17 protein-coding genes are annotated in these 13,649 nt (G+C 33.6%); 6 read left to right on the forward strand and 11 right to left on the reverse strand.

Features of this window, described 5'->3' with window-relative positions:
- Window positions 1–1,022: 1,022 nt before the first annotated feature.
- From FA046_RS15730 to FA046_RS15755, 6 genes are all read right to left on the reverse strand, one after another.
- Complete coding sequence (locus FA046_RS15730; RefSeq protein ID WP_136827497.1) at window positions 1,023–1,568, reverse strand: helix-turn-helix domain-containing protein; 546 nt, start codon at window positions 1,566–1,568, stop codon at window positions 1,023–1,025.
- 91 nt (window positions 1,569–1,659) lie between these two features.
- On the reverse strand, window positions 1,660–2,838 hold the full coding sequence (locus tag FA046_RS15735) for a site-specific integrase (RefSeq protein ID WP_136827498.1): 1,179 nt from the start codon (window positions 2,836–2,838) through the stop codon (window positions 1,660–1,662).
- Window positions 2,839–2,950: 112 nt separating this feature from the next.
- The gene (locus tag FA046_RS15740; protein ID WP_136827499.1) at window positions 2,951–3,235 is read right to left on the reverse strand and encodes a hypothetical protein; all 285 of its coding nucleotides are present in this window, start codon (window positions 3,233–3,235) and stop codon (window positions 2,951–2,953) included.
- Complete coding sequence (locus FA046_RS15745; RefSeq protein ID WP_136827500.1) at window positions 3,225–4,061, reverse strand: hypothetical protein; 837 nt, start codon at window positions 4,059–4,061, stop codon at window positions 3,225–3,227. Before FA046_RS15745 ends, FA046_RS15740 begins: the two co-directional genes overlap by 11 nt.
- Window positions 4,033–4,692: a ParB/RepB/Spo0J family partition protein gene (locus tag FA046_RS15750; protein WP_169303394.1), complete on the reverse strand. Its 660-nt coding sequence runs from the start codon at window positions 4,690–4,692 to the stop codon at window positions 4,033–4,035. Before FA046_RS15750 ends, FA046_RS15745 begins: the two co-directional genes overlap by 29 nt.
- 100 nt (window positions 4,693–4,792) lie before the next feature.
- On the reverse strand, window positions 4,793–5,503 hold the full coding sequence (locus tag FA046_RS15755; protein ID WP_136827502.1) for a hypothetical protein: 711 nt from the start codon (window positions 5,501–5,503) through the stop codon (window positions 4,793–4,795).
- Between the two features lie 317 nt (window positions 5,504–5,820).
- On the opposite strand from FA046_RS15755, the gene FA046_RS15760 reads away from it, so the two are divergent.
- A complete protein-coding gene (locus FA046_RS15760) occupies window positions 5,821–6,444 on the forward strand; it encodes a hypothetical protein (RefSeq protein ID WP_136827503.1) in 624 nt (207 codons plus the stop codon).
- Window positions 6,444–6,971 (forward strand): OB-fold protein, encoded by a 528-nt coding sequence (locus FA046_RS15765; RefSeq protein ID WP_136827504.1) that lies wholly within the window; start codon window positions 6,444–6,446, stop codon window positions 6,969–6,971. Before FA046_RS15760 ends, FA046_RS15765 begins: the two co-directional genes overlap by 1 nt.
- Before the next feature lie 354 nt (window positions 6,972–7,325).
- Here the strand turns inward: FA046_RS15765 and dcd are convergent, their stop codons facing one another.
- From dcd to FA046_RS15790, 5 genes are all read right to left on the reverse strand, one after another.
- Complete coding sequence (dcd, locus tag FA046_RS15770) at window positions 7,326–7,940, reverse strand: dCTP deaminase (protein ID WP_136827505.1); 615 nt, start codon at window positions 7,938–7,940, stop codon at window positions 7,326–7,328.
- Window positions 7,937–9,067 (reverse strand): hypothetical protein, encoded by a 1,131-nt coding sequence (locus FA046_RS15775; protein ID WP_136827506.1) that lies wholly within the window; start codon window positions 9,065–9,067, stop codon window positions 7,937–7,939. Before FA046_RS15775 ends, dcd begins: the two co-directional genes overlap by 4 nt.
- 14 nt (window positions 9,068–9,081) lie before the next feature.
- A complete protein-coding gene (locus tag FA046_RS15780; protein ID WP_136827507.1) occupies window positions 9,082–9,378 on the reverse strand; it encodes a hypothetical protein in 297 nt (98 codons plus the stop codon).
- Between the two features lie 167 nt (window positions 9,379–9,545).
- Window positions 9,546–10,430, reverse strand: a complete 885-nt coding sequence (locus tag FA046_RS15785) for an ImmA/IrrE family metallo-endopeptidase (RefSeq protein WP_136827508.1) — start codon at window positions 10,428–10,430, stop codon at window positions 9,546–9,548.
- Window positions 10,423–10,764 (reverse strand): helix-turn-helix domain-containing protein, encoded by a 342-nt coding sequence (locus FA046_RS15790; RefSeq protein WP_136827509.1) that lies wholly within the window; start codon window positions 10,762–10,764, stop codon window positions 10,423–10,425. The genes FA046_RS15785 and FA046_RS15790 overlap by 8 nt, the downstream gene beginning before the upstream one ends.
- Before the next feature lie 398 nt (window positions 10,765–11,162).
- On the opposite strand from FA046_RS15790, the gene FA046_RS15795 reads away from it, so the two are divergent.
- The 4 genes from FA046_RS15795 to FA046_RS15805 are packed head-to-tail and all read left to right on the forward strand — an operon-like array spanning window position 11,163 to window position 13,473.
- On the forward strand, window positions 11,163–11,855 hold the full coding sequence (locus FA046_RS15795) for a multiubiquitin domain-containing protein (RefSeq protein WP_136827510.1): 693 nt from the start codon (window positions 11,163–11,165) through the stop codon (window positions 11,853–11,855).
- Window positions 11,830–12,276 carry a DUF6791 domain-containing protein gene (locus tag FA046_RS17410; protein WP_205943684.1) on the forward strand — a complete coding sequence of 149 codons (447 nt, stop codon included), beginning with the start codon at window positions 11,830–11,832 and terminating at the stop codon, window positions 12,274–12,276. Before FA046_RS15795 ends, FA046_RS17410 begins: the two co-directional genes overlap by 26 nt.
- The gene (locus tag FA046_RS17415; protein WP_205943685.1) at window positions 12,273–13,004 is read left to right on the forward strand and encodes a ThiF family adenylyltransferase; all 732 of its coding nucleotides are present in this window, start codon (window positions 12,273–12,275) and stop codon (window positions 13,002–13,004) included. The genes FA046_RS17410 and FA046_RS17415 overlap by 4 nt, the downstream gene beginning before the upstream one ends.
- Window positions 12,991–13,473 carry a DUF6527 family protein gene (locus FA046_RS15805; protein WP_205943686.1) on the forward strand — a complete coding sequence of 161 codons (483 nt, stop codon included), beginning with the start codon at window positions 12,991–12,993 and terminating at the stop codon, window positions 13,471–13,473. Before FA046_RS17415 ends, FA046_RS15805 begins: the two co-directional genes overlap by 14 nt.
- Window positions 13,474–13,649 lie beyond the last annotated feature (176 nt).

Genomic DNA, 13,649 nt, shown 5'->3' on the forward strand with positions numbered 1-13,649 from the left:
CTGATATGATGATTTGCTTGTGTTTGTTCAGATCTGATGTTGGATTACATCTATCTCAAGGCTTTTTTCTTTTGTTTTTGGTTTTCTAATTCTTCCCTTGTAGAATATTAGCATTTTGCTTTCTTAAAGTTATTTGGGAGTAATTTTGGACTTATACTTTGAGATATTGTATTTTGTAGAATCCTTTGGTTTATATAATTAATCTCTGAGATTTAGAGGTTAGAGTAGAGGTAATCTGGTGTAAACACCAGACACCAGAAACCACTCACCCCCCCACCCCCTCTCTCTCCTTATAATTGGGATTTCTAAAAATACTTTTTGTAGATTTCTCTCTATTCCAAAGAACCTCTTTTGCTTTTGTCTTTTTAATTCTTTTAAGATTAAAACAATCTTCAGATTAGTATTTGCTAGAGAATATAATAACATCACTCCCCGAAAGGGAGTAATGTAAGTAACTTTGCGAATTAAATTTAACCATGGGCTGTAGTAAATTCAGAAAAAACTTACAGTCCAAAAGAAAATCAGTTAAAAAAAACTTAAAAAAAATTTAACCTAATAAGAATCCTTCTTTTTAACTGTTCGTTTGTTCGGTTTTGGTATTGGACGTAGAACTATTCCACCAAAATGAGCCTCTTCAGCTTCGAAAGACATATCCTTAATAAAGCAAATTCTTGACCTTGTTAATTTGCCTGAATCAAGTAACTTACCTTGGCAACCATGTCCATCTAATGTAATGTTAAAAAAACCTACACGATGACCTTTGTCATCAACTGCCTTCTTAACACATTTTTCACAGGGATAAATGCGATACCGAGTTGAGGGCTTAACATATCTATTACAGACAGGGCAATGTTGTCTTTTGGGCAATTCTCTTGGGTTATCCATTTTACTGTATAATTTGTTTTAACTGCTAAATCTGTCGTTAGATGAAACTTTAAAATTAGAATATGGCTTTGACTACCTATGACCAAGTTCTTTTGCCTAGGACACTTAAACGCATGAAAAAAGCTTATTTTTAGGAATCAGACTGCTTCGTCTTCTTTAAGCCATTCACTTACCTCTTCCAGATTAAAGAATTTAAATTTGCCTTTTTGATGACATGGCATTCCTTCCGCAATTCTGCGGTTAAGGGTTGTTCTACTAAATTTAAACATGTCTTGAACCTCTTCCTGAGTTAACCAACTCTTACTTAAGGTTAATTTAGCTTGAGCAATTTCACTTGATGTTTGCTGATTAGAATTTAGTAATTTAATGTTAGTCCAGAATTCCAGCTCCACATCAATCCATTTTATTGGATTGAAATTTTGCCTGTCATTCATATAATTGTCCTCAAAAGCCACAAAATGCTCAAAATCAGGTCTTCTCTCCGTATGTAATAGTTCTTTTTTAGCAAAGTGGAGATAAAGCATCTTTTCATCAATCCCAATTAATCCTTTGATTTTATCCTCTATAAACTCTATCAAATCCTGATTGATGGGTTTTAAAAGTATTTTTCTCTTGAATTTATCAAGTTCATTTGGCTTGGCAATTGATGTCCAAGACGTCTGATATTTACTTATTTTTTTCATGATTTAAAGTTTTGTTCCATGATTTTGATGTAGGACTGGCAATTAATAGTTCTGATGGATGATATTTTTATTTTTAAAGGTCTTGATGATGCTAGCCAACATGTTTATACATATTATTTAATTTATCCATCGTATCGTATAAATCTGCGGGTAATGTTTTAGCATAAATTTGAGTTTGAACAATGTTGGTATGACCAAGCAAATCCTTTAGATGAGGCATATACGTTCCTGCTTCGACATGGTTTGAGGCAAAAGTGTGTCTTGCACAATGGAAACTAATGGATTTTGTAATACCTGCTAACTCCATTAATTCCTTAATCCCTCTGTTAATTACTTGATTCGCCATTTTTGGTAAAGCCAAAGATTTAGGGCTCTTAATGGTCAGCTTTGAATATTTATCTAGAATCTCTATTGCTTTTGATGATAATGGTATAGTTAAAGGTTTATCAGTTTTTTTAACTTGAATCTCAATTCTTTCTGGTTCTGATTTTATGTTTTCCCATCTCACATTTACAACATCAGAGTACCTCAGTCCGGTAAAACAACTGAATAAAAAAAGGTCTTTTACCCTATTTAAAAAGCCATTATTCGCCGGAATTTCCAAAACCATTATTTGTTTAACTTCATCAATTGACAAGAATTTCCTATTACCAACTGCTGACTTTATTTTGAAGTAGCGATAAGGATTCTCATTCATATAACCTTTCATGATGGCTTGATTGATCATTGCTTTTAAAATTTTGTGTTTAGTAAAACATCCCCCTGTAGAGTTTGATCTAACTTTCCTTAAAAACAAATCAAACTTCTGAATACAGTCATAGGACAAGTCGCCAAAGTTTAATTTGGGATTGAACTCTCTTATAACATTAAGCCCACTTTTGTAAGATTTCAAAGTATTAGGCTCTTTAGTTAACTGCCAAAGATCAATCTGTTGCTCCCAAAATTTAAAAAGGCTCACTTTGGTATTATCTCTAAAATAATCCATAGCAACATTTAAGGTTATTGATTTACCCAAGCTTTCTCTAGTGAGCATAAAGGTCTCAAAGCCACTCTCTTTTTTATTAAGATATGTTGCTAAAAGTTGAAGGTATTTATCCTTCTTTTTTGGACAATTATTTTTATCATCCCAATCTTTGGGATTAATAGATTTACCAGATGATAATCTTGTGGTTATTGCGCCAACACGTACAGAAAAGTGTATTGGGCAATTACCATCTTGTTTCATTTTATCTAGCCTTATCACGCTACGCACAGAAAAAGTCAATTTCATAGTGTTCTTATTTTAAATGGAAATTTCCACCGAGTTTTTTATATTCTAAAGTTTTTTTGTATAAATATTTTATAATCAATCCATTAATTCATTTTATGTGCTTATCTCCTGATTATCTGTATCCTCTTTCCCTTCCTTTTGCCTTTAGATAAAACATAGTCGCCGCCCTATCTTTTTGATGTATCATTTCAATTAGATTACTCTCTACATAATCTAAAAAAGTGAGATCAATTTCCCTCACTTTAAAGGCAAATTCGGCATCTATCTTTTGCCATTCATAAAACTGAGTTCTTCCCACATTGGCTCTTCTACATCCTACAGTTTTTATACCACAACAAGTTGTTAAATGGTTTAATACCTCTATCTTTTTCTGTTGAATTGTTCTATTATTTTTCATTTTCTAATAACATTTTAAGTTTTCCTTTTGGTTGATCTATGTACATTTGATATTTGTCCCATTCTTCTTTTTCGGACAAGCATAAGTTCATTCCACTATTATTGTAATAGACTATAGTATATCGATAACCACCCGGTGCTTGGTGAATTTTGGTTACACCATGAAGAAGCTTTTTCCCATCAAATAAGAGTAAGAACCTATTTTGACATGCAAATCCAATGTTTAATTCTGGCAATATGAGTTCTCCTCCGAGAATATTTTCCTTGAGGATAATCATACATGAAATACCACTTGATGTATTCGCTTTATCGTAATGATAATTTAGATTGGAGTTCTTATTAATGACACCCCCCGTAAATGGTGTTCCTTTTATTAAGTAATCTGGATGAATTCTTTTTTTACCTACATAACTACTTTTCACTTGGTGGGCATAAGCTGTTTTAAAATAAGATCTATACCATTTTGCAACGTTCTTCCCTTGTTTAATAAAAACCTCATGTTTGGATGGGTATTTAACCCCAAGCCTTGATTTTCTGCAAACATTTTGTCTTAAGGCATTTCTAGGTGAAAAATTGAAATTGATTGTTTTTGAGACTAATCCATTTGTTCTTTCACGTTCGTCAAATTTCAGAGACAAACATGTTTCCAAAACTCCATCTATGTCAAAGTCTATACGCTTATAAACTGCAACAATTTCACCACTCACATATACAATCGCTTCTTCCCTTATTATTTCACTAATGTGCTCAGTATTTGGCGTTTGAATTTTTAAGCCTCTGATCTGCGCTTCGTTAAGTTTATTCTGCTGTACTATTACCTTTTTCATATGAATCCATTAATGTCATTAACACTTGTGATTTGTTCCTCAATTGCAATTTCTTCTTTAACTCCTCTATTCTTTTCATGTATGACAATGGGATTGTTGCAATTAACTTCTGATTACAGATGTTGTCGTCTTCACCTTTTTCGTAATCATTTTTTTCCATTTTGTTGTTTTCAACTGGAGTAGAACACAAATCGGCAGTGCTAAATCCAAAATCATTGATGAGATCAAATTCTTCAAAAGCAGCTGTAAAGCCAAAGTCAGATGCGGTAAATAGAGAAACTTGCTGATTTAAAAATAAATGAAGTCTTTTTGAATGTTCCATTGGTGCATCAAGCTTTATACAAGGAATAGTTTTATTCCCCATATATTTCCATATCTCCAATCTATGCCAACCGTCGATAACTTGATTTTTATTATTGATGAATATTGCGCCTAAGAACCCATGTTCATGGAAACTTGTGGTTAATGTTCGTAGTCTTTCTGGTAAGACTTTTTTGGTGTGAAACTCAGGTCTTGTGAGTTCGTCAATGTTGAATTCTTCAATATTCTCTGGAGAACAAAGCTCCTCTTTCTGAACTTGATTTTTCACCTGGTCATACAGGTCTTGAATTTTTTTGTTTAAATCTTTCATAACATTTATATTTTTTGTTGATACAAATGTCTGACTAAAATACATAGCTAAAAATCCACACGTTATCCTGTGGATTGTTAATCTATTGAATTACAAGCTATTAATTCATCTGATTAGGTTGTATACAATTAAAAATTCCATTTACAGGTAGAGGGTATGGATAACTCCGTTTATTGTAATCTTGAAAATTATTAACTATTGTTTGCGGATCTTTTCCTGAAATCTCAAATAAAGTAGCAATTGTTCGGTAAAAAGCTTCTTTCTGTCGTGGTAATAATCCTTCAACCCAATTTTTAGCAATAAGTCTTTCGAAAAGTTCGGCAAGCTCCCTTTGATTTCCTTTCCAAACAATTTTCTGAAGTTTTTGACGAGAAAATTTTGAATCAGTTAAATATTCGTCAGTTAAATTTTTGATGATTCCTTTTTGCAAAGAATCTTGAGCTTTTCTGAATTTTTTTATAACTCCATGCTGCTTTTCACTTAATTTCTTTATGTTTTCTTCATCATTAAAACCTAGATAACAATTATTAGATTTTAAATCCCTAATAATAATTTCAACAAGCAATGACCTCTTTTCTATATTCAATTCATTTAAATGACATAGATTTATTAAATTCTTAATTTCAGTCATCAAGTCCAATTCTATATCGTTTATAAATGCATCGACATATGAGTAACCATGAAAGGTAAAATCACTTGATTCTAAAAACTTATTATCTGTATTTATTAGTTCAATTCTTGCCTCTTGAAGATATGACTTCAACAAGGTTAACTTTTGGCTTAAATTATATTTTGCTTCATCAAGAGTCATAATCTTTTTAATTGTTCGGTTGTTCGCAATTTAGTTATTCAGATTAAATTTAGATATTAGCCTTAAATATATTGCTTATAGATAAAAAAAGAAAATATCATATAGCTTAACAGCATTGCGTTAGTTAAATCGTGCGGAAGAAAACTGGTAATTTTTAAAACGTGCACAAGATAATAACTAAACGCTCACCTATGAGGTGGGCTTTAGTCTTATTTGTGCACCAACGGGATACCAGTTCCGCTTCCGCAGATAGCTACAGTTCCACCTCTGCTTTTTCTTAACCACCTATCGGAGCTGGAGGTAAAAAACAACCTTCAATGAAAAGAAAATTTCTAATCTGCTTATTAATAGCAGGAATTCACAATTGCTTTGCCCAAGGAGCAAAAGAAACTGTTAAAGATTATTTAATTCCAGAGAGCAGCTTTAACAATGCTACCTTCTATGGGGTTTTTAAAACAAGTCCTTTTTACAGAAATAACAGGTCAATCTACTATATCGATAAAGGAAATTATTTTGATATAACAGATGCTCAACTTTATGAAGGAGAGCCAACAGCTATATCAACCCTTTCTGTTAGCACCTCTAGTACTGAGGTTAAAATGTTCAAATCAATTTTAACAAATCCTTTTACAACTAATAAAGTAACAAACTACTCCAACCCTGTAATTTTATTAAAATTACCAATAAACAACCTTCCAGTGAAATGGACATCCAAAACAATAGCAGGAGATTTAGAATATTGTTCGGCAATATTTAGCAGTATTACTTATAAAGAAAAAACTTATAAAGCAATAAAGGTTACTAAAACATCTCCAGACACTAAAATTAAAACTATTGAGTACTATGCAAAAGGAATTGGTTTATATGAAGTCTCTTTCTTAGATCCTTCAACTGGTAAAACACAATTAATACATAGTTTATTAAAATTGAATTTTGAGTGATGAAAATTGGACACACAACAAAAAACATTATAATTCTTGTCTCCACCATTGTTATTACTATTATCATATTCTACTTTATTCAAAACTATAATAGAGCTATTGAGGATAAAGAATTATATAAAGAATACATTTCAAGTATAGAAAAAAAAGAGTCGCTGAAAGAGAAAACAGAAACAGCGGACAATAGCAAAGATGAATTAACAGTAGGAGATATTTATGGGGAATATGAAGAAAACAAAATTTCATTTAACAAAAAAAATGAAGGGAAAGCTTTTGAATTCGTTGGTTATATAGATGAATTTACAACTACATTAATGGGATGCTCAGCAATTAGATTCAATATAGAAACAGAAGATTATACAATTATAGGATCAGTAAATTGCATGAATTGTCCAGAACTTGTGGATAAATGGGAAAGCGAAATAACAACTTTAAAAGTCGATCAAAAAGTTAAAATAAGAGGTTATTACTCAAGCTCTTTACAAGAAAATACTTTAACATTTAGAAATTGTAAAATCATTAAATAGCAGTATTTTTCAGGAAATTCGCCCTATAGCTTTACCTATGGGGCTTTTTTATACCTAAAATCTTTGTTTCTGATGGGCAAACGAACTTTTTATATAGCCCTAATCAGGATTCAAACCCAATATTTAGGAAATTTAAAATAACGCTTGAAAATGATGTTCAATTCTTAATATGACTCTATAATAGGCAGTATGAAAAAATATTGTATAAAGATTGCAAGACAAATTAGTTTTGAAATTGACTTAGTTGTATTTGCTTTGTATTATAGAGTCTATTAATATAGGTCCTCGATTCTCCAGATTGTTTTGACTGAAAGAAATACAGGGTGATTCGCTAAGATCACTTGCAGGTTAAAGTTATATGTGATTGTTGCTTTTCCATAAATTGCTGAGTATGTTTAGATCTTGATCATTTATAACAGCTGACGCTTCTGGACGGACGTTACATACGTATTTTCTAGGTTTTTCAAAATATCTACTTTCCTTATCTGTTTCATAAAATAAGCCTTGAAATACTCTCGATCCGATAGATAAGTTGATTGGATTGTTATTATAGTTAGTCAACTCAATCGATAAGCACCCACAGTAGCCCGGTTGTGCTATTGTGGACATCGTAAGTCCCAGTCTTGAATAGGAACTTCTCATACATAGGGCCAGTAGGTAATTTTCTGGTAGCTTAACATATTCCAAGCTCGTTGCTAAAACAGTTTGATTCGGATGCAATATAAATGTCTCGCCTAACTGTCTTCTGGTTTCTTGAAAAAAGTGCTTCGATGTGCTCCTGCCAAACTCTTGGTTAAGAGAAGCATTTATAAGTGGCTCCCTACCCTGTACAGATACTAGGAAATTCCCGCCCAATCTAAAATCTATTCCTACCGAGGTGATTTGATCTTCTTCTAATAAGGGCTTTATGATCAGCTTTTGTTCTGCGATTAACGCCTTGATAGCATCCGACGTGATTATACTGCTCATCCTTTACTTTTTTGCCAATTTTGAACTGTAAAATAATTTCCAATAGACTTTTCAACCAAATTGTTGATCACTCTATAAATCGTATCTTCTGATAAATTTACATCGTATTTCATCTCGTCATTGAACTTTTTAAAGTCTTCCATCCATACGTCCCATCCATAAACAATTGTCCCATGTAATTCCCTATCATTTTGAATGTCATAAGGCACTAAAGTATGAAAATCATTAGACGTAACTCTGTCAAAACGAATCTCAAGGGATTTCCCGGTTAACACATTAACAACACTCTGCAGGTAATTGATAATAGGGTTATCATTTCCATTTACAAAGTCAGAGATAACCTGTATTCTATTTACTGTTGATGGATGGGTAGGCGAGTCAATTTCACTTTTACTCGTAATATATTCTAAAAAAAGGCCTATTGTTTCACCTATGTATTGTGCTGCAAATAAATCGCAAAAATACTCGCCTAAATGATAAATCAACTTCGGACGATCCATTTCGGCTTCTTTCAATAGCGGTAGAAACATTTCGAGACTCGCTTTTTCTTTGAATTCTCCCGATAATATAAGGTATGCTGCTACACCAGTGATAGAGTGCTGTAGATCGACAAAGTGACCTAGCTCATGATACAGCGCGACCGATGATAGATAGTCTTTAGATAAATTCAATGGTAAATTTATCTGAATAAGTTTTCTTTCAAAGTTTATTCCATATTCTGTTTGTAGTGATTGATAGAAAATGTCATTTTTCGCATATGAGAGGTCATAGCTAAATGAGTATAGACTATTCTGTAGACTTGTAACGATTATGAATTTTTCGGGATCGATCCAGTCGCTCATTGCTCGGTCTAAGCAACCTACGACTTCAAACGGAATAGTATTTAATGTACTATCTTTTAAAAACTCCAGGCTTTTAAAAATAAAATCCAAATGATTTTTTTTCTCAAATATCTTAGCGTCATCGAGCCCATCATTTATACTAGACTTGATTCCATTGAATAATTCAACTAAGTTTTTAAGGTACTGATCCTTATACTTGTCGGAAAAATTATATTTCTTTGAGCTTGATATTAGTGTTTCTGCCTGGTATAGCTGTAGATATAAAAGACGTTTAATCGGAAGCATCTAGACTAAACCCCTTATGCAAAAGCATAATTTTTGTTGTCACTAATAATCTCCTGTAATTGTTTGAGTTCCTCTCTGGAAGGTTTACTTACATCGACCTTTAATAACCAGTCATGAGCGAATCTGTCAATTAAGATTTTAAGATTAAGCGAAGTTTTATCAAGTTCATACACCGACTTGCCGGAAGCAAGTGATTTGGCATCTTCAAGCAAATTGATTACAAAAGAATTATACCTCTCGTCACCCTTTATTGCGTTGTATAGAAACGAAAGAAAAAATTCAATTTCCTGATCTGAAGAGTTATGCGACATTAACATAGCTGAGAATTTGATTGTATAAATATATATATACCTATCGAATAAAATACCAAGATGGGCTAGAAAAAAAAATCTTGTTAACAGTAATTATCAACATTTTTTTAAAAAAATGATATAAAATATTTATTTACAAGTGTTTATAGAAATAGTTATTAACATTATTAATAACTATTAATGATAACTTTAGTCTTTCCACCACTTTTTTCGCCTTTCGGATATATTAGAACGAAAGCATTATATGAGGTATCGAAGAAATCATAATTGAAACTCAAAATGCCATCATAGGTATTAATGTTAATCTCTTGTTCAAATTTCATTCGTTTTCTGAAATAATAGTCCTGGACAAAAGGCCAAGTAAATCCGAGTTGTTTCTCCCAAGAAATGGTGCCAAAATTTTTGGTGAACTTAGGGGACTGGAAGTAGTCACGAACTGTACAGTTTGCAACTTCATTTTTTGGACTTATATCTTTTAAGACAAGTAATGCGCATCTGTTCGGCGAATACTCAACGAATCTGCGAATCGCTGCATGATTGGAACCTCCAAATAATTTAGCGAGCGCCATGGCGCTTTTAATCCCAAATTCAAGTTTAGCCATCTCATCTTCGAACCTATCAAGTTGAAACAAAGTAGCAGATGCAAATAGATTTGCTTCTGCTTCGAACTGTTCTCTATAATCCAGACTTAGTGTGTTGTCGTCATCCAAAAAGGAACTAGTCTGGTTTTGCCAAGGAAGTACTCCGTGTCCTACCTCATGAAGTTTAACGAAATTTTTCTTCTGGTCGTTTTGTGATAAGTCTAAGTATATTGTCTTTTCGCTTCTATCAAACAATCCCCTTACTTTAGCCAAAGCGCTGAATAAAGCATCTGTAGCCTTTGATAAATAGCCATGGTGTATTTTTGAAACATCCACGGTTTTATTAACGATTAGATCCGAATAGTTAACAATACTGTCAACAGGAGTTGGGAATTTACCCCAGCTATTGCTCGATTTTAAAATATCATACGCAATTGTTTCTATATCCTTTTTTGCATGTGGATCAACCATTACGCTTTTCGTGTCTTAGAAATTTTAAATATTTCATCAATGCATCTTCCTCTTCTGAAGAAAGTTGCTGAGAGGATAGTGCAATTGAATTTAGCATTTTAGTTTTAGGAGTATTCGATTCTTCAATGATCCCCGCAGCCCCTAATAGCACTTCCAATTCTATATTATATGCCGTTGCCAATTTGTGTAGAACATTGGCGGATGGCTTTTTAATTTTCTCATTTTCTACCTGGCTAAGGTAAGCATTCGAAATTCCTGTCGCTTCTTCCACTTGTTTCAGCGTAAAAGATGCCTGCTCCCTTGCATCCTTTAAAGTTCGTCCTAGTGATTTCATGGCTTTTTATTTAGAGTTCAAATGTAAGAATAAATTCTCATTTCACCAAACTGATCTAATTTATAATCGTTATAAATTTAACTAATCTTATTATTTTATTTGGTATAATTAGATTTACTAATTATATTTGTATCGTTCGCAGCTACTTAAGATTGAACGATAAAAATTAACTATTTAAATATAACATTCTAATCATGAGATACGAGACATAAAAAAATAAAGCCCAATCGCCGACAGAGGGAAATTGGGCTAACAAAGAGGGCAAAGTTTGGCGACTCTCCGGGAATAGTTCCCGGCCGCACCTCAAAAGCTTCTGCAAGTTACATATTTTCTAAAGAAATCTGCAATAGAAGTAAGCTACCTCTGAAGTTATTTACTAATAAGAAAATTCTATTGGAATGAAAAATTTAGAAGAAGAAGAAAAAAACGAAAGCGCAAAGACTCTGACATTTATTGTTGATGAGCGCACATATGTAAGCCGTAAGCAGAATGTTAACGGCAGTGAAATTAAGGTAGTATCAGGTATTCCACTCGATACAAAACTTTACCTTCAGAATAGCAGACCGTGGATCGACAACCTTATCGAAAATGATGAGGAAGTTGATCTAGCCCGTCCTGGGATCGAATATTTTTTCACAGAAAAAAGGTTCGAGATTAATGTGAACGGTAAGATTTATTCATGGCATCAAAGGTATATTACCGGCGAGCAAGTTAGGGAGCTAGTTGGACTTGATAAAGAAGATCAATTATTTCTAAAGACAAGTCACAGCAGCATAGATCAACTTATCGCAAATGATGACAAAGTGGATCTTCAAGAACCAGGTATTGAGCAGTTTTATTCAATACAGAAGGGCAAGCAAATTACTATTATTGTTAGCGGTGTGCAAAAGCAATGGGATAAGAAAAAAATCTCATTCAAGGAGGTTGTTATATTGGCATACGGACAATATGAAGATCGTCCTACAATGGTTTATACTGTTGCATATGAAGATGGTCCTAAGCAGAATCCGGAAGGCTCTATGATTAAAGGTTCAGAAGTGGTTACTAAAAACATGATGATTTTCCATGCAACAGCAACTGATAAATCATAGTCCAGACCTGAAGAAGCTTCAGGATCAAGGGTATGACATTTTAGCGGACGGCGGGTATCTTATTACCCGCCATGTCCCATACCTGGACGCTAATCTCACAGTAAAATATGGTACGCTTGTCTGTCTGTTGACCTTGGCAACACCCACACGGGCTGGTAGTCCGCAAGATCATACAATCTACTTTTGTGGAGAAGTACCTTGCGATGCACAAGGGATCGCTTTGCACTCTGTAATTAATGAGAGCAGGTGGCAACAACTGACCCCGGAAATTGCTGTGGATCATTATTTTTCAAGCAAACCACCTTCGGGTAATTACCCTAATTTTTATGAGAAGGTCTCTACTTATGCAAAGATTTTAGGATCGCAGGCACAAGCAATAGATCCTTCAGTTACTTGGACACCTTTAAAAAAACAGCCATGACAAACAATGTTTTTAGATATCCCGACACCAATTCTTCAAGGGCAAAAATTGAGATGCTTAATGAAAAATTTGATAGCCTTAAAATAGGTATCATTGGGGTGGGTGGTACTGGTGCATATATATTAGACCTGATTTCAAAGACACCTGTAGCAGAAATCCACCTCTATGATGGTGATATTTTTCAGCTACACAATGCCTTTCGAGCACCGGGTGCCACTCCAGCCGCAAAATTTGACATTGAAGGCGACCTTACTAAAGTTGACTATTACTATCAAGTTTACAATGAAATGCATAGCGGAATATTTCCACATCAACAGTATATCACATTGAAAAACATCGGTGAGTTAGATGGCTTGGATTTTGTATTTCTAAGCGTAGATAGGAATTCAGTGCGTTATGAAATCACAAATGCCCTATTGGCTATGTGCATTCCATTCATTGATGTGGGTCTTGGAGTAAATGCCCTGGAAAATGAATTAATAGGTACGCTACGGGTAACATTAGTAACGGAAGAAAAAAGTGACCATCTACCCAATAGAATTGGACCTGACGAAGCAGCAGAAAATGAGTATAAAACTAATATACAGATTGCAGATTTGAATTGCCTAAATGCTGCACACGCTGTTGTCGCCTGGAAACGATACGTCGGGTTTTATCAGGATTTGAAAAAAACGCACAACTCACTTTATTTCATTAATACTGGAAAATTGATAAATGAAGACACTTAAGCCAAATTTTGTAGAGTTTATTCCCGATGTAATTGGTGATGATACCCTGTATATTTCTATGAAATATAAAACTGTTAGACACAAATGTGTTTGCGGGTGCGGTAACATAGTCATCACTCCAATAACACCTAATGATTGGTGGCTGAAATACAATGGCGCTGGAGTCACATTAAAACCTTCCATTGGAAATTGGGGGTTCAGTTGCCGGTCACATTATTGGATTATCAATAGCGCAGTTATTTGGGCAGAAGAGTGGAGCGACAAAGAGGTCAAAATAAAAAGGGAAAAAGATTTCAATCGCAAAAAAACATACTACAAAGATATAAAAGCAAAAAAAAATGCGAAGGATGGAAGATTCTTTGTCTTTTTTAAAAAGTTATATGCCACACGATTTAAATCAATTATTCAAAAAATTCTCCATCAAAACCTTATTATAAAAAAACTTGGTGGAAAATATGGTAATATATAGACCGTTAGTTCAATTAACTACATAAAACCAGCGTTCCTTAATTCTACTTTTGCCAGCGTTTGTAAATAAGCAAGCGCTGGCATTTTTTGTTTCAAGGTGTTATAAAAGGCCGATCTTCTCCAAATTTACCTGACCCTTTCTCTCCCTATCGAAAAAAAGCCAACAGTTATTATATA

The organism is Pedobacter cryophilus, from assembly GCF_005116455.1.
GTDB lineage: Bacteria > Bacteroidota > Bacteroidia > Sphingobacteriales > Sphingobacteriaceae > Pseudopedobacter > Pseudopedobacter cryophilum.